The following is a 21,539-nucleotide window of genomic DNA, read 5'->3' as shown; positions in this document are numbered from 1 at the left end:
TTTACTCATGCTCCTCGGGCGTTCCGCGGAATGCGCTCGTCTTCTCGCTCTCATCGACAAGGCACGCGGGGGCGAGAGCGGCGCCCTGCTCATCCGCGGGGAAGCGGGCATCGGCAAGACCAGCCTCGTCAGTTACGTCGCCGAGCAGGCCGACGACCTGATGCGGCTCGGCACGCGCGGCGTCGAGGTCGAGTCCGACCTCCCCTATGTAGGCCTCGCCGATCTGCTCCGCCCCGTCCTGCACTTCCTGGACCGCATACCCGAACGGCAGGGCGCCGCGCTGACCGGCGCGCTCGCGCTCGGGCCCGCCGTCGCCCAGGACCGCTTCGCGGTGGCCGCGGGCACGCTCAGCCTGCTCGGCGCGCTCGCCGAGGAGGGCCCGGTCCTGGTCACCGTCGACGACGCGCACTGGCTCGACCCGTACTCCCTGGACGCGCTCGCCTTCGCCACCCGCAGGCTGAGCCGCGAGGGCGTCGTCGTCCTGTTCACCGCCCGCGAGGAGCTGGAGGAGGCCGCGTCGCGGCTGGCCTCCGTCGAGACGTTCACCCTCACCGGGCTCGACCCCGAGTCCGCACACCGGCTGATCGCCGAGGAGGGCACCGCCCAGCTCACCGCGCAGGAGGCGGCCCGGCTGCTCGCGGAGGCCCGCGGCAACCCCCTGGCGCTCATCGAACTCCCCGCCCTCCTCGCGGGCAGCGGCGCCGACGACGACGGGGAGGGTTCCGGCGCGCCCCTGCCCATCGGCGAGATGCTGGCCCACACGTTCGGCAGCGCCGTGGCCCGCCTGCCCTCCGAGGCGCAGGACGCGATGCTGCTGCTCGCCGTGCTCGGCACGCGTCCGCTTGCGGGCACCGAGGCGGCGCTGCGGGCGCACGGCCTCAGTTACGAGTCGCTGGAGGCCGCGGAGGACGCGGGCCTGGTCGTCGAGGAGCGGGACGGGTACGCCTTCAGGCACCCACTGGTGCGCTCGGCGGTCTACCACGGCGCGACCCCCGTGCGCAGGCGCCGCGCCCACCACGCCATCGCCCGCTCCCTGCAAGGAGCGACCGCCCCCGCCCTGGAGCAGTACGCCTGGCATCTGGCCGCCTCCGGTGCCGAGCCGGACGAACACGTCGCGTCCCTCCTGGAGAACGCCGCGTCCGGAGCCCCCGAGACCCTCGCCTACCCGCTGGCCTCCCGGCTGTACGAACGGGCCGCGCGCTTCACCCCGGAGGGGCAGCGCAAGGCGGAGCGGCTGCTGTGCGCGGCCCGCGCCTCGCAGGCCGCGGGCTCGCTGAACGAGGCGGCCGCCATCCTGGACCGCGCCCTGGAGCACGCCGAACAGCTCGGCACACAGCTCGACATCCGCCAGCTCCGCTGCTATCTGGACGTGCAGCGCGGCCGTCCGACGCGCTCGCGCGAGCTGCTCAGGTCGGCCGTCGACGAGGCGGAGAAGGTCGACCCGGCGCTCGCCGCGGTCATGCTCGGCGGCATCGCGCTGACCGAACTGGCCGTCGGCGACCTCACCGCGGCCCGCGGCACCTCGGCCGCGGCGATGGAGCTCGCCGACTCCGCGCACGAGACGCTGCTGCCCGTGCGTCTCCTGCGCACCCTGGTGCTGCTCCTCGGCGGGGACGCCGAGGCGGGCCGCGCCCTCCTGCGGGAGCTGGCCGAGCCCCTCGCCTCGCCCGACCCCGCCTTCCCCTATCCGCTCGCCGGGGTGGGCGGCCTGTGCCACCTCGCGGCCGAGGAGCTCGACGAGGCGCACAGCATGCTGGACCGGGCCGCGTACACGGCGCGCGGTTCCAGCGCGGTGGGGCTGCTCTCGCACCTGCTGTGCACGCTGTCCGTCGTGGAGTTCTGGCGGGGCCGCTGGACGCTGTCGCTCGCCCACGCCGACGAGGCGGTGCGGCTCGCGGAGGCCAGCGGGCAGCTGATCGAGGTGTCGCGCGGGCTGGCCGCCCTGGTCAAGACCGAGGCCGTCCTGAACCGCGAGGAGGACTGCCGAAGGCACGCCGCGAAGGCCATGGAGTGGGCGGGCTCCGCCGAGCTGCCGATGGACGCGGCGCGGGCGCTCGGCGGGCTCGGCCTCCTGGAGCTCGGGCTCGGCCGGTTCGAGGAGGCGGTGCACCACCTGGAGGAGGTGCGGGCGTTCTCGCAGCGGCACGGGCGGGGCGACGGCCTGTATCTGACGTGGGCGGCGGACCTCGCGGACGCGTACGTCCATCTGCACAGGACCGACGACGCACGCGAGGTCCTCGACGTCCTGGAGTACGAGGCGGGCCGCGGACACCGCCCGGTCACCGCGGGGGCGGCGGCCCGGTGCCGCGGACTGCTGGAGCCCGGGGATCCGGAGGCCGCTTCGCGCCATATGCGGCGCTCCCTCGCGCTGCTGTCCGAGCGTCCGGTGCCCTTCGAGCGGGGGCGGACCGAGTTCGCGTGGGGCGAGCAGTTGCGCAGGCAGGGCAGGCGGAGCGAGGCGCGGCGCCTCCTGGAGCGGGCCCTCGCCACGTTCCAGCGGCTCGGCGCGGCGGGCTGGGCGGCGCGGGTGGCGGCCGAGCTGCACGCCGCGGGCGGCACCGAAGTGCGGCCCGAGCGGGCGCCCCTGGAGCGGCTCACCCCGCAGGAGCTGCAGGTCGCGCTGGTGGTCGGCCGGGGTCTTACCAACCACGAGGTGGCGGAGCGGCTCTTCTTGAGCGTCAAGACCGTCGAGTTCCACCTGAGCAACATCTACCGCAAGCTCGACGGGGTGCACCGCAGGGCGCAGCTGGTCCGCCTGCTCGCTCAGGCCTCCGAGGCCTCCGAGACGGCCGGGGTGGTGTCCGGGGGCGCGGGCGTCCCCGACGCCTGACCGTCCGGATCCCGCTCGCCCAGGGCCCATTCGAGGACGGCCATGGCGCCGCTGAGCTTCATCGACGCCTGCGTCCAGGCCACCGACCGCGGGCCGTCGAGGACCGCGCCGGAGACCTCTTCGCCGCGGTGCGCGGGCAGGTCGTGCAGGAACAGGGCGCCGGGGCGGCGCGTCATGAACTCCTCGTCGACGTGGAACGGCCGGAAGCGTTCGCGCCATGCGGCGTCGGACCTGCTGCCGCCCGTGGTCTGCCAGCGGGTCGTGTAGACGACGTCGACGCCGGTCGGCAGGGAACGGGCCGAGTCGCGGTGGGTGAGGGTGGCGCCGTTCCGGGCGGCGCGCTTCCCCGCCGTCGCCCGGAGGGTGTCGGGCAGGCCGTATCCGCGCGGGCAGGCGAAGGTGGCCTCGCAGCCGGGGATGCCGGACAGGGCGAACGCGAGCGCCGTCGCGGTGGCGTTGCCCTCCCCCACGTAGAGGAGCCGCAGCCCGTCGAGGTTCCCCAGGGTCAGCCGCAACGTGGCGAGGTCGCAGAGCCCTTGGGAGGGGTGTTCCTCCGGGGTCATCGCGTTGATCACGGGCAGGTGTCCGTGGCGGGAGAGCCGCCGCAGGTCGTCCAGGGGGCCCGCGGGGCGGGCGACGAGGCCGTCCAGCATGCTCCCGAGGGACCGCCCGGTGTCTTCGACGGACTCGCTCCCCGATGGCTGGAGGTCGCCCGGTCCGTAGGCGACGGGGCTGGCGCCGAGGCGGACGGCCGCGACGGTGAAGGCGGTCCTGGTGCGGGTGGACGGGCGGGCGAAGAGGACGCCGACCGCGGCTCCGGCCAGCGGGCGCGCGTGGGCGGCGCGGTCGTGGTGCAGTGCCACGGTCCGCTCCGCGAGCCGGGTGACGGTCGCCACGGGCAGGTCGGCCAGGGAGAACAGGCCGGTCTCGGGGACCTGGGGCGGGGCGCCGCGCGAGAGGGCTGCGGCCGGGGGCGTCATCGGCCGTCCCGGGCGGGCGGTCGCGGGCGGTCCGGTCCCTCGGTGAGCAGCTCCGCGGCGGCGAACGCCTCGGCCGCGCACGGCTCTTCGAGCACTCCGGTGTTGCGGAAGAGCCGTACGGTGTGCCGCGCCGTGGCCCGCAGCGCGCCCTCGCGCCGCCGGGTGCGGTAGCTCTCGGCGATGACCTGCCGCACGGAGTCGGGCCCGAGGCCCGCCACGGTGAGGGCGGCGCCCACCGGCCGCAGGTCGGGCGCGAGGGCGGCGCCGATCAGCCCGGGCAGACAGCGGGCCACGCGCCGCTTGAGCGGTGCCGACAGGTCGCTCCACAACTGCTCGAAGAAGCGCGAGAAGTACGCGTGGTGGTGGCCCTCGTCCCGTGCGTGGTCGCGGACGACGTCCCGCACGACGGGCAGCACCGCGCGGTCCTTGGGCACCTTCTCCAACGCCGAGGGTACGAGCGTCTCGGCGACGACGACCTGCAGCAACTGCGCGAGCACCGGTTCGCCCGCGAGGAGTTCCGAGCCGATGCCGTCGAGCTGGCGCAGGAACGGGTCGAAGGCGTAGGGCAGCGGCGGGATGCCCGTCGCCGCGGCGACCTGCTCGACGACGTCGAGGCTGGCGAGTGCGTGGTAGCCCTCGTCGCAGTAGATGCGGTAGGCGTCCAGGCGCACCGCGGCGGGCAGCGCGAGGCCCGCCCGGCCGTCCGCGATGCGCTCGGTGGCCCGGTTGACCACGCGGGTCTCGAAGTGGGCGGTGAACGTCAGGTACTGGTACAGGTGCCGGGCGAGGAGTTCGTGGCGGCGCCGGTCGGGCAGTGCGGCGACCAGGGGGTGGGTCCAGTACGGCACCAGGCGGGGCGGGAAGAACCGGGTCGCGGGGTCCAGCGGTCCTGTCACGGTCCGGTGCGGGCCGCTGCGCACGCCCGACCTCTCGTACCAGTCCCGCCGTTCAGGGGGTTCGGGCCGCTCGGAGGGTTCGGGGTTCGTCATCTCTCCTCGGGTTCAGCGCGGTCGGCAGGGGCGGGGCGGCGGGGCTCGTGCCGGGTTCGCGACGAGCGCGTACGACAAGGCCGTAGGCGGTCCGGTGCTCGACCGGACCGCCGGGGTTGAACCGCCCGGATTCCGGGCCCCCCGCACGCCGTCGCCCGGCGACCCACAGCCTCGACGGCAGCAGCGGAGCGTGCCCGTGCACGGAGACGTTCCGCACCCGAGCGGGGGTGCCGTCGGGCACCCCCGCCCCCCGCCCTCGCGACGGTCGCTCCCCCGATCCTGAGCGGACCACCCGTTCGTACACCCCCGTAGTACGTCCGGTCACCGGATCTCTTTTCCCCCATCGGTGTTTTCAGGTCCGCCGCGGTTCCGCGACCGTGGGTATACCTTGGCCCCCTCGCGCGGGCGCGGTCGACCGTGAAAACCCTGGAGTCCGGGTCCGAGGGCCGGGGTGGGCGGCCGGGGCCCGAGGGGCGGGCGGGGCGGGCGGGACGTACGGCCCCGTGGCCGGGGGCTTCTCGGGAGCGGTCAGCCGGTGGTTCCCTCGTTCAACCAGTTGGCCGGTCGGGTGAACCCAGGGTTTTCCTCGGGGAGTCCGGGGCGCTCAGCTCGCGCCCCATCCGCCGTCCACGGGAAGCGAGGCGCCGGTGACGTAGCCGGTGTGGGGGCCACAGAGCCAGAGGGCGACGGCGGCGACTTCCACCGGTTCGATCAGCCGTTTGATCGCGGCGCGGTCGAGGAGGACGTCCGCGACGACGTCCTGCGGCGCGATGCCGTGCACGGCCGCCTGGTCGGCGATCTGGCCCTCGACCAGCGGGGTGCGGACATAGCCGGGGTTGACACAGTTGCTGGTCACCCCGTGCGTGGCGCCTTCCAGCGCGGCGACCTTGCTGAGCCCCTCCAGGCCGTGCTTGGCGGCGACGTACGCGGACTTGAACGGGCTGGCCCGCAGCCCGTGCACGCTGGAGATGTGCACCGCCCGGCCCCACCCCCGGCCGTACATGTGCGGCAGGCAGTGCTTGAGCAGGAGGAAGGGCGCGGTGACCATCAGCCGTTGGAGCTGCTCGAAGCGGTGGGGGTCGAACTCCTCGATGGAGGCGACGTGTTGGGTGCCCGCGCTATTGACCAGGATGTCGACTTCGGTGGGCAGGCCGGGGATCGCGCCCGCGTCGGTGAGGTCCACGGCGTGCGGGACACCGCCGACGGAGTCGGCCACCGCCTTGGCCGAATCCGCGTCGACGTCGACGACGTGGACCAGGGCACCGGCGGCGGCGAACGCCTCGGCGCAGGCCCGCCCGATGCCGCTCCCGCCGCCGGTCACCAGGGCGGCCCGGCCGGTGAAGTGTTCGCTCGTCATGCCCGGAACGCTCGTCATACCCGGAACGCTAAAGAAGCGGGGGCGGGTCCTCCCATGGTCGCGGGCACCACAGTGCGGGGCAGCGGGGTGTGGGCGAGCGCTGCACGGGACGGGCGCCGCCCCAGGAGGCCGCGTACCGCGGCGAGGTGACAACCGCGGGTTGACGCCCTTTCAACTGTCAACCTACGGTTGCCACATGACGCATTCCTCAAGCGCCACACCGCCTCCCCCCGTCCGCCTCGACGACCTCATCGAGGCCATCAAGAAGGTCCACACGGACACCCTCGACCAGCTCACCGACGCCGTGATCGCCGCCGATCACCTCGGGGAGGTCACCGACCACCTCATCGGCCACTTCGTGGACCAGGCGCGCCGCTCCGGCGCCTCCTGGACCGACATCGGCCGGAGCATGGGCGTGACCCGCCAGGCCGCCCAGAAGCGGTTCGCCCCGAAGAAGCAGGGCGAGCAGCCGGACCTCGACCCGAGCCAGGGCTTCAGCCGCTTCACCGAGCGGACGAAGAACACGCTGATGGCCGCGCACAACGAGGCCAAGGCCGCCGAGCACGCGGAGGTCCACACCGCGCATCTGGTCCTCGGCCTGCTCAGCGAGCCCGACGCCCTGGCCGCCCGGGCGATCCTCGCGCAGGGCGTCTCCCTGGACGACGTCCGTCACGCGGCCGCCGACGTGCTGCCCGCGACGGCCGCCGAGGTGCCGGAGCTCGTGCCCTACTCCGCCGACTCGCGCAAGGTGCTCGAGCTGACGTTCCGCGAGGCCCTGCGCCTGGGGCACAACTACATCGGCACGGAGCACCTGTTGCTGGCCCTCCTGGAGCACGAGGACGGCGCGGGACCGCTCACGGGCCTCGGCATCGACAAGGCCGCGGCGACCGCCTGGATCACCGAGACCCTTCGGGCACTCTGATCCGTACTCGACGGATTTCTGCCTCTTGACGCCCAACGAGCTGTTGCGCTAGGGACGTTCGCCGCCTCCTGCGCCCACAGGCTCATCGGCCCCCGGCACGCGGCATTCCGCCACGTCGAGCGCCCCAGGAGCCGCCCGTCGAAGTGCTTGAAGTCCTCGACTACCACGCCGGACCGCCCCTCGAACAGACCGGCATCCCTGATTCCGCCATAAACTCTGCACTTGTCTAGACCCATTGACAGCCTTTGTGGCGCTCCCTAATGTCCCCAACACCGCTAGGAGAACGACACCACACATCGATCAAGCGTGGGGGGTTCGTGAACAGCACACCCGGTTCCGGCGACATTAAAATGGCAGCTCCCCACAATCGTGAAGGCCTGCCCATCGTCAGCCTCGATCAGGCCCACTCACCACAGAAGGTCCTGGCCCACGGTGAATTGCTGCGACGTTTCGTGGCGGGCCAGGAGATCAAGCCCGTGCACATGCGGATCGGCATCATGGGCGCCTGCAATATGCGGTGCAATTTCTGCAACTTCCACTCTCCCAACGAGGAGCAGTTCTACGACCTGTTCTCGTTCAAGGACTCGATCGCCACCGACAAGGCGGTCACGCTGCTCCGCGAGTTCGCCGAGAACGACGGCCGGGCCGTGACGTTCTGCGGCAGCGGCGAGTGCACGATCCACCCCGGCTATGCGGAGATCTGCCGCGCCGGGCACGCGGCAGGGCTGCGGATCGGGCTGATCACCAACGGCTCGCGCCTCGGCCGCCCGAAGGTCGCCGACTGCGTCGCCGAGACGCACACCTGGGTCCGCATCGGGCTGAACGCGGGCACGGAGACCACCTTCGACGACATCACGCGGGACCGCGAGCAGACGTTCTCGAAGTTCATCGGCTCGGTCGGCAAGCTCCGCGAGAACGCCGTCGACCCCGACTTCCGCATCGGCTTCAACTACGTGATCACCCTGCAGAACTACCGGGAGATCCTGGAAGCGGCCCGTATCGCCCATGAGTCCGGCGCACATTACGTGCGTTTCGAACCCGAGTTCTACAGCGCACTCGGCCACGAAACCATCGAATCCGTGATGCCGGAGATCTCCGAATCCCTCACCCGTGCCGCCGAGCTCTCCACGGAGGCCTTCGAGGTGTCGGTCCCCAAACTGGACCGCGGCCCGATGGACCAGGTAGAAGAGGTCGAGGGCGACTTCGAGCACTGCCACTACAGCCGATTCGTCACCGCCGTCGGAGCCGACGGAAATCTCTACCCGTGCCCGCAGGTGCACCTCAACAGCCGCTATCTCATCGGCAACGTCGTCGAACAGGGATATGGGGACGTCCTCGAAGGCGGCCCGCGCGCCGAATGGGAGGCGTCCAACCCGCGCAGGACCGACCTCTGCAAGTCGTGTTTCTACCGGCCGCAGAACGAGCTCCTGGAACTCCTCAAGCGCGGTCAGATCAAACTCGACGAGGCCCTGGACGCCTACGCACTGGAAGTGCCGAGCACCCTGCACGGCGACTTCGTCTGAGCCGCGCATGCAACTACGTCACCTCCGCGGGCTCCTCGCCGTCGAACCGGCCCTGCGGTACGCCAAGAGCGCCGAGGAGCATGCCGTGCGGGCCCGCAGGGTGCGCGACGTCGTCGAGCGGCTGGCCCGTGTCGAACGGGCCCCGCTCGTCACCGCCGAAAGCACCCCGGCGGTACGCGACGGCCTGCACCGCGAGCGGCTCCTGCTCGAATCCCCCGTACGCGGCTCCTTCCACGGCACCCTCCTCGCCCCGCCGGACGCGGCACCCGGCCCCGCCGTCCTCGTCCTCGGCGGCAAGAACGCGCGCCTCGACCAGCTCACCGGAGACGTGCCGCCGGACCATCCCGACCGCAACGTCGCCGAGCAGCTGGCGCGGGCCGGGTTCGTCACGCTCTCCTTCGACCACGGCATCGGCGGCGCGCTGGACGCCGGGCGCAGGGCGGGCAGGGACGAAGGGACGCTGCTGGCCCACGCGTTCACGCTCACCGGCCGCTCCCTCCTCGGCGCCCTCACCGGCGACGCCCTGGGCGCCCTTGACGTCCTCGCCGCGCACCCGCTCGTCGATCCGCGCCGCGTCGGCCTCTTCGGCCACAGCCTCGGCGCGGCGGTCGCCCTGCACACGGCGCTGCTCGCCGGGCGCCCCGGCATCCCGCTCTGCGCGGCGAGCCACATCGGCAGCTACCCGGCCCTGTTCGAGAGGCTGTTGACCGGCCACGAAGGAGCGGTGCTCCCCGGCATCCTGGAGTACGCCGACCTGCCCGACCTGTACGGCACCCTCGCCCCGGCCCCGCTCCAGCTCCAGTACGGCACGGCCGACAGCTACCTTGACCCCGTCGACGCCCGGGCGGCGGCCGACGCGGTGCAGGAGGCGTACACGGCCGCGGGAGCCGATGCCGAGGTCCACGAGCTCGCCATGGGACACGGCACCCACGTGGGCCACGCGGCGGACTTCTTCACCCGCACGCTCACCGAGGGACCGCCCCTCGAAACCGGCGTGCCCGCCCAGCGCATCCACTTCGAGGTCTCCGACCGGCGCGCCGTGCTCGACCGCGTCGATGCCGCACTCGCCTCGGGCATCCTCACGCAGGGCCCGCAGGTGGCCCGTTTCGAGGAGCTCGCCCGCCCCTGGACCGGCGTGGACACCGCGGCGGTCGCGTCCGGCTCCGCGGCCCTGGAGATCGCGCTGCGCATCATCGGCGTGGCGGGCCGCACGGTGCTCGTACCGGTCAACACGTTCTTCGCCACCGCGGCCGCGGCCGTGCGAGCCGGGGCGGCCGTGCGCTTCGTCGACATCGAGCTCGACGGCCTCGGCCTGGACCCGGACGCCCTGCGCGCCGCCCTCGACCGGCACCACGACACCGCCGCCGTGCTGCCCGTCCACATCGGCGGCATCGTCTCGCCCGCCCTCGAAACGGTGCTCGCCCACTGCCGCCAGCGCGGCGTCCCCGTGGTGGAGGACGCGGCGCACGCCTTCGGAGCCACCCTCGACGGGCACCCGGCAGGGAGCTTCGGCCGGTTCGGCGCCTTCTCGTTCTTCCCCACGAAGGTCGCGGTGAGCGGCGAGGGCGGTCTGCTGACCTCCGCGTCGGCGGACGACCTGGAGCAGGTGCGGCGCTGGCGCGATCACGGCAAGTGCGCCCAGGGCTCCACGCTGCACGACCGGCCCGGCGGCAACTGGCGGCTGAGCGAACTGCACGCCGCCGTCGGCACGGTGGACCTGGAGCGCTTCTCCGGCACGCTGGCCGCCCGCCGGGCGATCGCCGCCCGGTACGACGCGCTGCTCGCCGACGTGCCCGGGATCCGCCCGCACGCCGTGCCCGCCGCGGCAGGCAGCAACTACTACAAGTACCTCGCCTATCTGGATCCCGACGGGCCGCTGGACCGTCCGCTCCTGAAGAAGCTCCTGCGGGAGCGGCACGGCGTGTCGCTGGCCGGAGAGGTCTACGACCACCTGCTGTGCGACCACCCGCAGTTCGCGGCCCAGCGCCAACTGGACGCGGCGGGCGGCCCGTTCGAGCGGGCCCGCTGGTTCGCGCGGCACCACGTCGCGCTGCCGCTGTATCCGTCCCTCACGGAGACCGAACAGATCCGGGTGGTCGCCGCACTCCGCAGCGAGCTGCCGTGACCGGCGCGACCACCGTGATCTCCGCCTTCCGCAGGGGCGAGTGGCGGACATCGCTGGACCGGGCGCCACTGACGGGACCGGCGGGCAGGGAGCTCGCCATGGTGCCGGAGATCGTCGCCGACGCGGACCGGCGGCACTGGGACGCAGCCCTGCCCGGCCTGCCGCTGCTCACCGGACGCCGTGAAGTCCTGCTCACCGCCTTGGAGTTGTTCGACAGCGGCACCCTCACCGTCGGCGGCATCGGCGAGCAGAGCGCCGAGGCCTTCCGCGTGGCTCTGTGGGAGAGCGCGGGGCTGCCGGGCCCGCTGGTCGACCGGTGGTGCGCGATGCTGCGTGACGGCGTCCTGAAGAAGGATGACGCCCCGGAGCCCGACGACGCTCTGGCGCTGGTCGCGCTGCCGGGCAACACCTTTACCTGTCTGGACGCGGTCTGTGACCAGGCCGAGCGTTCGGCGGGGGTGTGGCTGCGGCCGAGCCGACGCGAGCCGCTCTCCGCGGCCCGGCTCGTCGCCGCCCTGCTCGCGGCGGGCTGGCCCCGGGCCCGCCTCGGCTTCTACCCCGGCGAACAGCGCGCTCTACAGGGCCTGTTGCGGCTCACGGACCGGCACGTCGTCTACGGCGGCGCCGGGCTCGCGGCCGCCGTCCGCTCCTCCCCCGCGCTCACCCTGCACGGCCCGGGCCGTGGCTGCGCGCTGGTGCCCGCCGGCCTGCCGACGGACGACGCCCTGGCCTGGCTGCTGCCGTTGATCGCGGCCGATTCGGGGCGCTTCTGCAGCAACGTACGGACCGTCGTCTGCGAGGAGCCCGACGCCGCCGAGTCCCTGGCCCTGAGCCTCGCCGCCGCGCTCGACGCCCTGTCGCCGTTCGGGGCGTGGCCGCTGACCGCCTTCCGTGAGCCGGGCGCGGCAGAGACCGTGACGCGTGGCATCCGCGAACGCCTCCACCCCGGCGACCGCATCCTGACCCGCCGTCCGCCGGTCCTGCGCAGCACGACGAACGACGTCCACGCACTGCCGCACATCGCCCTGCTCGACGGCCACTTGACGGTGTTCAAGCCCCCGCATCATCCGCTGATCGGCCATGAGGTCCCCTTTCCCTTCGCCGCCGTCCTGAGCGCCTCGCCGCAGGCCGCGCGGGCCATCGCCGCCGACTCCCTTTTCGTGTACCGCCCAGCGAAGTGAGGCCCGCATGACCACCGCCTTCGGCACCCTGCCCGACAGGCTGCGCGAGCGCGTCCCGGAGCTCGGCATCGACCTCGACACCTGGACGCGCCGCATGATGCGGTGGCACTTCGAACCGGAGACCGGCAGCCCCTTCTGGGTGGCGCGGCGCGAGAAGCTCGGCTTCGACCCGGTGGAGGACATCGGCGGCTTCGCCGACCTGGACCGCTTCGGCCTCTTCGACAAGGCCGAACTGCGCGCCGCGAACGCCCGCGACCTGCGCCCCCGCGGCTACCACGACCGGCCCTTCCGGGTCTTCGAGACCGGCGGCAGCACGGGCGCGCCCTGCCGGATCGTCAACGTCACGCGCCTCGCGTACGACGTGGAGATCTACCGCACCGTGCTGGAGGCGCGCGGCGTGGCGGGCGGCGACGTGCTCGCGATGACACCGAGCGGGCCGCACGCGTACGGGCACTTCGTGGAGGGCCTCGCGGACAGCTGGCGCGGCGCCGTGCACTCCATCGACTTCGATCCGCGCTGGGTGAAGGCCGCACTGCGCTCGGGCGGTGAGGCCGACACCTACACCGCCCACCTGATCGACCAGACCCTCGCCCTGCTCGCCGCCGAGCATCCCTCGCTGCTCTTCACGACGTCGCGGCTGCTCGTGGAGCTCGCGATGCGGCTGCCCCGGCCCCTGCACACGTACGGCATCCGCGCGGTCTGCACCGGCGGCACCTCGTGCACCGCCGCCGAGGCCGAGTTCCTGCGCGAGGAGCATCTGCCGGGCGTGCAGTGGATCGACACGTACGGCAACACCCTGGTCGGCCACGCCCTGCAGGCCGACGCGGCACCGAGTACGTCCGCCGTGCCGGGAGCGTCCGCCGTACCCGGCGGCACCGGGCACTCCTACCATCTGCCGCCGCCCTTCGCGGTGCTCAAGGTCGTCGACCCCGCCGACCCGTGGCACGAGGTCGAGGTCGGGCAGCGCGGCCGTGTGCGCACCACGACGCTCCTGGAGGACCTCTTCCTGCCCAACCTCCTGGAGCGGGACAGCGCGGTCAGGACAGGGCCGCACCCGTGGTTCCCCTGGGACGGGGTGGCCGCCGTGCGGCCCTTCCTGGACTCCGGGGCCGCCGAGGAGGCGGTGGAAGGCGTCTACTGACCGGTCCCGTCGGCCGGTCCACCGACCCGAAGGATCGAGGGACACGCATCGTGAACCTGTCGTCGAACGGCGTACCGATACCCTTCACGCCGGAACTCTTCGCCCCCCTGCGCCCCAGCGCGGACCTGCTGGAGCCCAGAGACGCCGACGCGCTGCGGGAGCGGCTGCACGCGGACGGCTATCTGTACCTGCCGGGCCTGCTCGACCGCGCGGAGGTGCTGCGGCTGCGCGGCCGGTACTTCTCGCTCTTCCCGCCGGGGCTGCTCGCGCCGGGCAGCGGGCCCGAGGACGGGGTGTTCTCCGGCCGCGTGCCCGAGGGCGTCCCGCACTACGGAGTGGCGGGGCACCCCGCCTACGCGTTCGTGCGCTCGGCGCCCTTCCACGACTTCGTGGCCAACCCCGTCCTGTCCACGCTCGCCGCCCAACTCCTGGACGCGAAGGCCGAGATGCTGCCGCGCCGCATCCTGCGCCACTTCCACCGCGGCACGCGGCGCGCCTCCCGCGCCCATGTCGACTTCGACTACATGGACGAGGGTTCGCCGCGCGTCGTCACCCTCTGGATCCCGGTCGGCGACTGCCCGACGCCGACCGGCCCGCTGGTCTACCTGGAGGGCTCACACCGGCTGCCGCCCGAGGAGTACGCCCCGCTGCGCGACATCACCGACCGCCCCGGCGACCGGCGGCAGATCTGCCACGACCTGGAGCTGACCGCCCGCACGCTCGACCGCCGCTGGCTGTACGCGGACTTCGCGGCGGGCGATGTGATGGTGCACCTGCCCCGCATCATCCACGCGTCCCTGGACACGACGACGGATGCCATGCGCCTCTCCGTGGACACGCGGTTCATCCACTCCGGCGACAGCCCGGACCCTCGCTGGCTCCGCCCCTGGTCGGCGGACGACGGGGCGTGAGCCGCCCCGCCCCACACCACCCCGCCCCGCACCGCCTCATCCCCACGGCCTCACCGGCCGTCCGCCCGCCGCGTCCGACCGCTCCGCCGCCACGATCACGTCGTCGACCAGGCGGGCCTCTTCCACCGGGCACACCGGGTCCCGCCCCGTCGCCACGGCGTGCGCGAAGTCGGCGAGCAGGGGCTGGTGGGGGTTGGCCGCCGGGGGGAGCAGGGACGGCGGCCCCGGGGGTGCGTGCATGCGGCCCGAGTCCAGTGGAGCGAGCGTCACCGTGCGGCCGCCCCCGGTCAGCCGGACGAGGTCCACGGGCGGGCCCTCGCCCCACTCCACGAGACAGTGCGCCTGCAGACCGGAGCGCCAGGCCAGGGTGAGCTCGGCGCGCCGTTCCGCGCCCTCCGGGAAGCGCCCGCCGAGCCGGGCGGTCAGCTCGTGCGGCCGCCCGAACAGGTGGAGCAGCAGGTCGATCCGGTGGCTTCCCGCGTCCGCGAGGACCCCGCCGCCGGACAGGGCGGGGTCGGTGCGCCAGCGCATCGGGTCGTCGGGTCCGGGCGCGAAGGCGCAGCGGAAGCGCACCTCCACCCGGTCGGGCGTCCAGTCGTCGAGCTCCTCGCGCAGCCGTCGCACGGTGGGCGCGAGCCTGCGGTAGTAGGCGACTCCCGCGCACCGCCCCGCCGTGTCGAGCGTGGCCCCCGTGCCGAGCCCACCGGCGAGCGGCTTCTCGATCAGGACGGGCAGGCCCGCTCCGAGCACGGCGCGGGCGAGCGGCACGTGATGGACGACGGGAGTGGCGATGTACACGGCGTCGACGCCGGACAGCAGCACGTCGATGTCGGTGCCCGAGCCCGCGACGCCGTGGTGCTCGGCGGTGCGCGCGGCGCGGCGCGGGTCGCGGCCCCAGAGGGCCACGGGCTCCTCGCCGAGCGCGTGCAGGGCAGGCAGCACGCGGCGCGTCACGATGTCGCCGTATCCGGCGATGCCCCACCTCACGCGGCTCTCCTCCGCCCGCTCAGGGGACGATCGCCACCTTCAGCGTCTCGGGCGGCGGACCGTCGTAGGGGGCCTGCTCGGCGTCCGGGTAGAGGGCGCGGCTCGCGGAGAGCTGCTCCATGGCCTTGGGCAGTTCGTCGAGCGGGTACGTGTGCGTGTGGAGGTCGGGCAGGCGCAGGGCGTCGGTGCGGCGGTGGGCGAGGCGTTCGGCGACGGCGAGGGCTTCGGCGCGCGCGGTGTCGAGGGGTTCCGCGGAGCTGTGCACGCGCAGGCCCTTGCGCTCCCAGGTGACCAGGTCGACGGTGACGTGCGTGTCGACGTGGTGCGTGCCGAGGAGGACGACGAGGCCGTTCTGGCGTACGAGCCCCACGCAGGCGTTGAGCGTCGTGGGGGTGCCCACCGCGTCGACGGCGACATCGAAGTCCGCGCCGACGGCGGCCAGTTGCTCGGGGCCGCCGTCCACGCGCCGGATCGCGTCGGCGCCCGCCGCGGAGGACCGTTCGAGCCGCCAGTCGTCGAGGTCGACGGCGACGACCTCGGCCGCGCCGCGCGCCACCGCGACCCGCAGCGCCATCTGCCCCACGGGCCCCTGCCCGACGATCACGACGCGGTCGCCGAGCCGGATGCCGCGAGTGGCGTGCACCGCGAGCGGCAGGAGCTGCAGGAGCGCGCCCTGCTCGAAGGGCACCTCGTCGGGCAGGGCGCCCACGGATATCTCGCGGGCCAGCGCGAACTCGGCGTACCCGGTGGTGAGCGGGGTGCGCACGAAGACCCGCTGGCCGGGCACCACGCGCCGCACGCCCGCCCCGGTCGCCTCGACGACCCCGGAGATCTCATGGCCGAAACAGCCCTGGGAGCAGTGGTCGCGCAGCCCGTAGTAGTGGAAGTAGGCGAGGTCGCTGCGGTTGCAGACCGTGCAGGCCCGCACCCGGACCAGGACCTCCGAGGGGCCTGGCTCCGGCACCGCCACGTCCGTGACCAGCCTGATGTCGCGCCTGCCGACGAGTTCGTACCTGCGCATGGACTCTCTTCCCTTCAGCGGATGCGACCTGCGGAAGTTCCAAGGATTCCCCAACTCGCGCCCCATCATGGTGGATTCGCCCGGCTCGACCGGTTCCGACTCCTTGACAGCCCGGTTTGGTACGAGCCAATATCCACTATCCGATTGGCCTGGACCAATTGGCAGGAGTCCCGCCGCACATTCCGTGCACCATACGTCCCACGTACCCGCAACTTCGGAGGTCGCGCCATGGCACCGAGCAGTGACCCGACTCTGGAGCGCCTCGCCAACTCCGTGCTGCAGCCCGGATTCGAGGGCACCACGGCCCCCTCCTGGCTGCGCCGCAGGATCGCCGAGGGCCTGGGCTCCGTCGTACTGTTCGCGCGGAACATCGAGACGCCCGAGCAGGTCTCCCGGCTCACCTCGGACCTGCGCGCGGAGAACCCCGACCTGATCGTCGCCATCGACGAGGAGGCGGGCGACGTGACGCGCCTGGAGGCGTGGACCGGCTCGTCCCGGCCCGGCAATCTCGCCCTCGGCGCCGTCGACGACATCGACCTGACCGAGCGCGTGGCCCACGACATCGGCCGGGACCTGCACGCCGCGGGCGTCTCGCTCAACTTCGCGCCCAGCGCCGACGTGAACTCCAATCCGCTCAACCCGGTGATCGGCGTACGCTCCTTCGGCTCCCGCACCGACGTCGTGTCCCGCCACACGGCCGCCTGGATCCGCGGTCTGCAGCAGGCCGGTGTCGCCGCCTGCGCCAAGCACTTCCCCGGCCACGGCGACACGGTCGTCGACTCGCACTTCGGCCTGCCCCAGGTGCAGGGCTCCGCCGAGGAGATCGCGCTCACCGCCCTGCCGCCGTTCATCGCGGCGATGGAGGCGGGGGTACGCGCCGTGATGACCGCGCACCTGCTCGCCCCCGCCTACGACCCGGACCTACCCGCGACCCTCAGCCACCGCATCCTGGTGGAGCTGCTGCGCGGCGAGCTGAACTTCGACGGTCTGCTGGTCACGGACGGCATCGAGATGGGCGCGGTCACCGACCGCTACGGCATCGACGGCGCGACGGTCAAAGCGGTGGCCGGTGGCGTGGACGCGGTGTGCGTGGGCGGCGAGAGCGCCGACGAGGCCACGTTCGACCTGCTCTCCACCGCGCTGGTGAAGGCGGTCATCGACGGCACGCTGCCCGAGGCCAGGCTCGTCGAGGCGAGCAGGCGCGTAAGGGACTTCGCCGCCTGGTCCGGCGAGCGGTCCCGGGCCGTCGCCCGCGCGGCGGGGCCCACCGACATCGGCCTGGTCGCGGCCCGCCGTGCCGTGCGGGTCCACCACCGCTCCGGCACGGCGAACGCGGCACTCCCCGTCGCGGGAGTGCCGCACGTCGTGGAGCTGTCCCCCACGATGAACCTGGCCGTCGACGGCCACACCCCCTGGGGCGTCGCCGTACCGCTGCGCGACCTGCGCCCCGGCACCACGTCCGTCCGCCTGACCGAGCCCGAACTCGCCCACGCCGGGGACCTCCTCGACCGCGAGGCCCTGACCCCGGCGACGGGCCGCGCCCTGGTGGTCGTGGTCCGTGACGCGGCTCGGCACCGCTGGATGACCGACACGCTCAACCGCATCCTGCGGTGCCGCCCCGACGCCCTCGTCGTGGAGATGGGCGTCCCGGCGGGTGACGCACTCGGCGCCACCCACCTCATCACCCATGGTGCGACCCGTGTCTCGGGCATCGCGGCGGCGGAACTCCTCGCAGGGGGCGGACTCACCCCTTCAGCGGCCCCTCACAACTGAAGTCGGCGCTGCCCGCGCGGCCGTCGGACCAGATGTCGACCTTGCCGAACGAGCAGTTCATGTCGGCCAGGTTGTTGTCGCCCGCCGAGGACCGTTCGAGGAGGAAGTAGTCGACCGTCTCCGACATATCCTTGAACACGGCGTCGGTGTCGCCGGACGCGCTGAGGTTCGCGGTGATCCGGCCCGTGCAGGTGTACCGCGGACGCTCCGGCGCGCCGTTCGAGCGGCAGTCGGGCGTGATGCCCGTCGTCGCCGCGACGGAGGCGCGGACCTGGTCGGCGGTGGTGTCGCGGAGCTCGGCGAGCGGCACGTACTTCGTGTCGGGCACGAAGAGGTCGTCGACGTGCGCGATCTGCTTGTCGAGGAAGGCGTCGTACTGGCTCTGCAGTCCGCCGTCCTTGCCGAGCCGGTCGCGCCAGGCGTCGAAGCCCGCCGGGTTGTCGGCCCGCAGATATCCGTACATCTCCTTGAGCAGGCCCGGACGTTCGGACCACAGGAACTCGAAGAACGTACCGGCGTAGTTGTAGAACCGGAAGCCGTCGCCGTCATACGTGGCGTGCAGGAGCCGGTCCACGGTCATCCGCGGTCCGCCGTTCGCCGTGTCGGCGATGATGCCCTGGACCAGTGACTTGCGGACCTTGATGCCGTCGTCACGGGTGGCGCCGTCGAAGAACTCGGCGGTGCCCTCGTCCATCGCGGTGGTCCGGTCGCCCTGGTACCACGGGCCTTCGCCGAAGAATCCGGGCACGGCCCAGCGGCCGTTGAGGTAGTGCGTGTACTCGTGGCGGAAGAGCTCCTCCAGCGTCAGCGTGGAGTCCTGCGGGACGCGCCGCTGGTAGGTGTAGAAGGTCGCGCCGCGCTCGATGTAGACGCCGCCGTTGTTGGTGTCCATCCCGGTGAGCAGCGGGTGGTAGTTCTCGTAGTCGGCGCGCGAGGCGTAAAGGACCGTCGTCAGCGTGGTGTTGGGGTCTCCCGCCAGCGGCTCCTCGGTGCCGACGACCCGGTGGAACTGCGCCTTGACCTGCTTGCTCGCGTAGTAGAGCTGGTCGACGGTGCCCCGCTCCAGTGCCGTGCGGACCTTCATGCCGCCCTTGTCGTACGTGTAGGTCCGCGGGAAGAGTCGGCGCTCGATGTCGGCCTTGCACACCTTGTAGGGGGCGCAGGCGTCAAACTCGTTCAGCCAGGTGGCGACCTTCGCCCAAGGGGCGCTGCCCTCACCGAAGTTGCGGACGACGACGGCCACGAGCCCGCCGAGGCCGGAGACGATCTCACTGGTGAGCCCGTCGATCTGGCCGAACCTGCCGTACTCGCTCAGCGCGTCGCGCACCACCCAGGCGTTGGCGGTGCCCTTGAGGTGGGTGTAGCCGCCGAAGGCCTTGAAGGCGGCGCGGTAGGAGGTGTCGGCCTTGACCGCGGCGTGGAAGGCGGCGTCCTTGTTGCCGGGGTATACGCCGAGGTAGCTCAGGGAGAGCGCGGCGAGCGTGGAACCGGCCCACGAGGCGTCCTTCGCCGTGTCGGGGTGCTTGGCGTCCATGGTGGTCAGCACCCGCTTGATCAGCGGGAGTTGGTGCTGGCGCAGGCCCGGCGCGCTCGCCGCGTAGAGCGCCTCGCGCAGCGACTCGGCGTTGCTCCGGGTCACGTCGAAGGTGCGGCCCGCCGAACCGAAGGCGTCGACGGCGCGCCGCATGGCGTCCACGGTCGGCGCGTCGGTGACGTCGATCTCGTCGTGTGAGAAGTCCTGGTAGGCGACGGCGTGCAGATACGTGAGCATCTCCAGGAGGTTGCTGCCGTTCTTGCCGTCGTGGGCGGCCGCGAGCCTGGAGATGCGGCCGGAGACGGCCTGGACGTGCGCGTCCGACATGACGGGGGCGAGTCGCGCGTCCCAGGTCCAGATGAGGGTGCGCAGACAGCCGTCGGCGGTGACGGCCGGGTCGGCGAGGAAGTCGGCGAACTTCTCGGGCGAGAGTCCGGTGACGCCGTCGAGGGTGCAGGGCACGGCTCCGGCTCGGGGCGCCGCGGCCCCCGGCTTCGCCTTCGGTTTCGGGGTGCGGGCGCCCGGGACGCGGCCGTCCTTGAGCCCGCCGGGCGCCGGAATCTTGTAGGTGTTCGGCTTCGGGGCCTTCGCCCGGTGGTCGACCACGTCCAGGGGGTTCGGAGCGGCGGGTGCGGACGGCGCGGCGGCGGCGCGGGGCTTCGCGGCCGCTGCGGAGGAGGACTCGGCCGCGTATCCGAGCTGGACGGCCGAGGCGCAGAGAGTCGCCGCTATCGCGCCGGCGAGCACGGATCTCTGCAGGGTGCGTAGACGTATATGGGACACCGATTGCTCCTGTGTGGGAGGTGGGGGCGTGAGGTGCTGTCCATGTGGGGCGGCCAGCGTCAAATGGCCGTCACGCGACGGTGGTTGAGGGGTAGCCTCTCGGCCACCGATGCGTCATGTGATGCGTAACGTAGTAATGTGATATTGCACTGACAACCCCTCAGGACACATCAACCGCACCGGAGTTCGGAAACGCCCCCGGCCTCAGGTGCCGTCGGCGGCTCCCGTGCCCGGCTCGCGCAGCGTGCGCAGGAGGAGCCAGCCGAGTGCGGGCAGCACGATCAGCGGGGCGAGGGCCGTCCGCAGGGAGGCGGCGTCCGCGACCGCCCCGATCAGCGGGCTCGCGAGGCCGCCGATGCTCACGGTGAGCCCCAGGGTCACGCCGCTCGCGGTTCCCATGCGCCGCGGCAGGTAGTCCTGCCCGAGGGTGATGTGCAGCGAGAACGGGACGTACAGACCGGCCGAGGTCAGCACGACGAAGACGTAGAGCGGCGGCCCGGGGACGAGGACGACTCCCGCCACCGCGAGGACCGCCAGGGCGTACGACCACCGGACGACGGGGAGGCGGCCGTACCGGGCGGCGAGCCGTCCGCCCGCGACGGTGCCGATCGCGCCGCCGAGGTAGAGGACGAACAGGGCCACGGTGCCCGAGACTTCACCCCCTCCGGTGCGCTCGCGCACGTACAGCGCGATGAACGTACTCAGCCCGGTGAAGACGATCGAGCGGCAGACGACGGCGCCGGACAGCTTGAGGAAGGACGGCCAGTCGTCCTCGGCGACCGGACCGGCACCCTGCCCCTTCGGTGCCGCCGTGTCCCGGGCCCTGACTCCCCGCAGCGCCGCCACGCACAGCACCGCCCCCGCGAGGGCGGGGACGACCAGGAGCGGGGAGGCGCGCAGGCCGCCCGTGGCGACGATGGCGGAGACCAGCAGGGGCGCGGTCGCGAAGCCGACGTTGCCGCCGAGCGAGAACCAGCTCATGGCGGTGTGGCTGCCCCGGCTCGCCTGCCGGGCCACGCGCGCGGCCTCCGGATGGTACGCGGCGACGCCGATGCCGGACACGGCGACGACCACCAGCGTCACCAGGTAGTTCCCGCCGACCCCCGCGAACGCGACTCCGGCCCCGCCCACCACGGTGCTCACCGGCAGCAGCCACGGCATGGCCCACTTGTCGGTGAGCGCGCCGAACAGCGGCTGCACGACGGAGGAGAGCAACGAGGCGGCGAGCACGATGCCGGACGCGGCGGCGTAGGTGTAGGCACGCTCGGAGACGAAGTACGGGACGAGGGCGGCGATGGCCCCCTGGTAGACGTCCACGCAGGCGTGGCTGAGGGCGAGGAGGGTGATGGGGCGGCGGGGGGATTTCGCGGTGGGCGGGGTTCGGTGGGGTGGGGCCGCTTCGGGTGGGGCGGCTAAGGGTGGAGTGGCTGGAGGCGGGGTGACTGAGGGTGAGGTGACTGGAGGCGGGGTGACTGAGGGTGG

General features: G+C 73.0%; 15 protein-coding genes. 8 read left to right on the top strand and 7 right to left on the bottom strand.

The window, feature by feature from the left end:
* Window positions 1-7: 7 nt before the first annotated feature.
* Window positions 8-2,830: a helix-turn-helix transcriptional regulator gene (locus tag AC068B_RS14415; protein ID WP_478671697.1), complete on the top strand. Its 2,823-nt coding sequence runs from the start codon at window positions 8-10 to the stop codon at window positions 2,828-2,830.
* Here AC068B_RS14415 and AC068B_RS14410 read toward each other — a convergent pair.
* From AC068B_RS14410 to AC068B_RS14400, 3 genes are all read right to left on the bottom strand, one after another.
* On the bottom strand, window positions 2,764-3,810 hold the full coding sequence (locus tag AC068B_RS14410) for an ornithine carbamoyltransferase (RefSeq protein ID WP_478671696.1): 1,047 nt from the start codon (window positions 3,808-3,810) through the stop codon (window positions 2,764-2,766). The two genes, AC068B_RS14415 and AC068B_RS14410, sit on opposite strands and share 67 nt — an antisense overlap.
* Window positions 3,807-4,799, bottom strand: a complete 993-nt coding sequence (locus AC068B_RS14405; RefSeq protein ID WP_478671694.1) for a diiron oxygenase — start codon at window positions 4,797-4,799, stop codon at window positions 3,807-3,809. Before AC068B_RS14405 ends, AC068B_RS14410 begins: the two co-directional genes overlap by 4 nt.
* A 604-nt stretch (window positions 4,800-5,403) precedes the next feature.
* Window positions 5,404-6,174, bottom strand: a complete 771-nt coding sequence (locus AC068B_RS14400; RefSeq protein WP_478671692.1) for an SDR family oxidoreductase — start codon at window positions 6,172-6,174, stop codon at window positions 5,404-5,406.
* A gap of 178 nt (window positions 6,175-6,352) precedes the next feature.
* Here AC068B_RS14400 and AC068B_RS14395 point away from each other — a divergent pair, with 178 nt between their 5' ends.
* From AC068B_RS14395 to AC068B_RS14370, 6 genes are all read left to right on the top strand, one after another.
* Window positions 6,353-7,078 carry a Clp protease N-terminal domain-containing protein gene (locus AC068B_RS14395; protein WP_478671690.1) on the top strand — a complete coding sequence of 242 codons (726 nt, stop codon included), beginning with the start codon at window positions 6,353-6,355 and terminating at the stop codon, window positions 7,076-7,078.
* A 350-nt stretch (window positions 7,079-7,428) separates the two neighbouring features.
* Window positions 7,429-8,601 carry a radical SAM protein gene (locus AC068B_RS14390; RefSeq protein ID WP_478671688.1) on the top strand — a complete coding sequence of 391 codons (1,173 nt, stop codon included), beginning with the start codon at window positions 7,429-7,431 and terminating at the stop codon, window positions 8,599-8,601.
* A 7-nt stretch (window positions 8,602-8,608) separates the two neighbouring features.
* Window positions 8,609-10,726, top strand: coding sequence for a DegT/DnrJ/EryC1/StrS family aminotransferase (locus tag AC068B_RS14385; RefSeq protein ID WP_478671686.1), 2,118 nt, complete (start codon window positions 8,609-8,611; stop codon window positions 10,724-10,726).
* A complete protein-coding gene (locus tag AC068B_RS14380) occupies window positions 10,723-11,907 on the top strand; it encodes a hypothetical protein (RefSeq protein WP_478671684.1) in 1,185 nt (394 codons plus the stop codon). Before AC068B_RS14385 ends, AC068B_RS14380 begins: the two co-directional genes overlap by 4 nt.
* Window positions 11,908-11,914: 7 nt before the next feature.
* Window positions 11,915-13,048 (top strand): acyl-CoA synthetase family protein, encoded by a 1,134-nt coding sequence (locus AC068B_RS14375; protein ID WP_478671683.1) that lies wholly within the window; start codon window positions 11,915-11,917, stop codon window positions 13,046-13,048.
* 50 nt (window positions 13,049-13,098) lie between these two features.
* Window positions 13,099-13,959 carry a phytanoyl-CoA dioxygenase family protein gene (locus AC068B_RS14370; RefSeq protein WP_478671681.1) on the top strand — a complete coding sequence of 287 codons (861 nt, stop codon included), beginning with the start codon at window positions 13,099-13,101 and terminating at the stop codon, window positions 13,957-13,959.
* A 36-nt stretch (window positions 13,960-13,995) separates the two neighbouring features.
* On the opposite strand, the gene AC068B_RS14365 is transcribed toward AC068B_RS14370, so the two are convergent.
* Together AC068B_RS14365 and AC068B_RS14360 are read right to left on the bottom strand one after the other, a co-directional pair.
* Complete coding sequence (locus AC068B_RS14365) at window positions 13,996-14,946, bottom strand: Gfo/Idh/MocA family protein (protein WP_478671680.1); 951 nt, start codon at window positions 14,944-14,946, stop codon at window positions 13,996-13,998.
* A gap of 19 nt (window positions 14,947-14,965) precedes the next feature.
* Entirely contained in the window at window positions 14,966-15,967 is a 1,002-nt protein-coding gene (locus tag AC068B_RS14360; protein WP_468564744.1) for a zinc-dependent alcohol dehydrogenase, read from the bottom strand.
* 228 nt (window positions 15,968-16,195) lie between these two features.
* Between AC068B_RS14360 and AC068B_RS14355 the strand changes: the two genes are divergently transcribed.
* Window positions 16,196-17,740 carry a glycoside hydrolase family 3 protein gene (locus AC068B_RS14355; protein WP_478671678.1) on the top strand — a complete coding sequence of 515 codons (1,545 nt, stop codon included), beginning with the start codon at window positions 16,196-16,198 and terminating at the stop codon, window positions 17,738-17,740.
* On the opposite strand, the gene AC068B_RS14350 is transcribed toward AC068B_RS14355, so the two are convergent.
* Both AC068B_RS14350 and AC068B_RS14345 read right to left on the bottom strand, forming a co-directional pair.
* On the bottom strand, window positions 17,712-20,057 hold the full coding sequence (locus AC068B_RS14350; protein WP_478671677.1) for a collagenase: 2,346 nt from the start codon (window positions 20,055-20,057) through the stop codon (window positions 17,712-17,714). The genes AC068B_RS14355 and AC068B_RS14350 overlap by 29 nt on opposite strands.
* Window positions 20,058-20,261: 204 nt before the next feature.
* Complete coding sequence (locus AC068B_RS14345; protein ID WP_478672077.1) at window positions 20,262-21,404, bottom strand: MFS transporter; 1,143 nt, start codon at window positions 21,402-21,404, stop codon at window positions 20,262-20,264.
* Window positions 21,405-21,539: the final 135 nt, after the last annotated feature.

The sequence above is a fragment of the Streptomyces sp. NPDC042371 genome, from assembly GCF_056437465.1.
The sequence above is the reverse complement of the archived record's forward strand: the minus strand, read 5'-3'. Positions and strand labels throughout refer to the sequence as shown.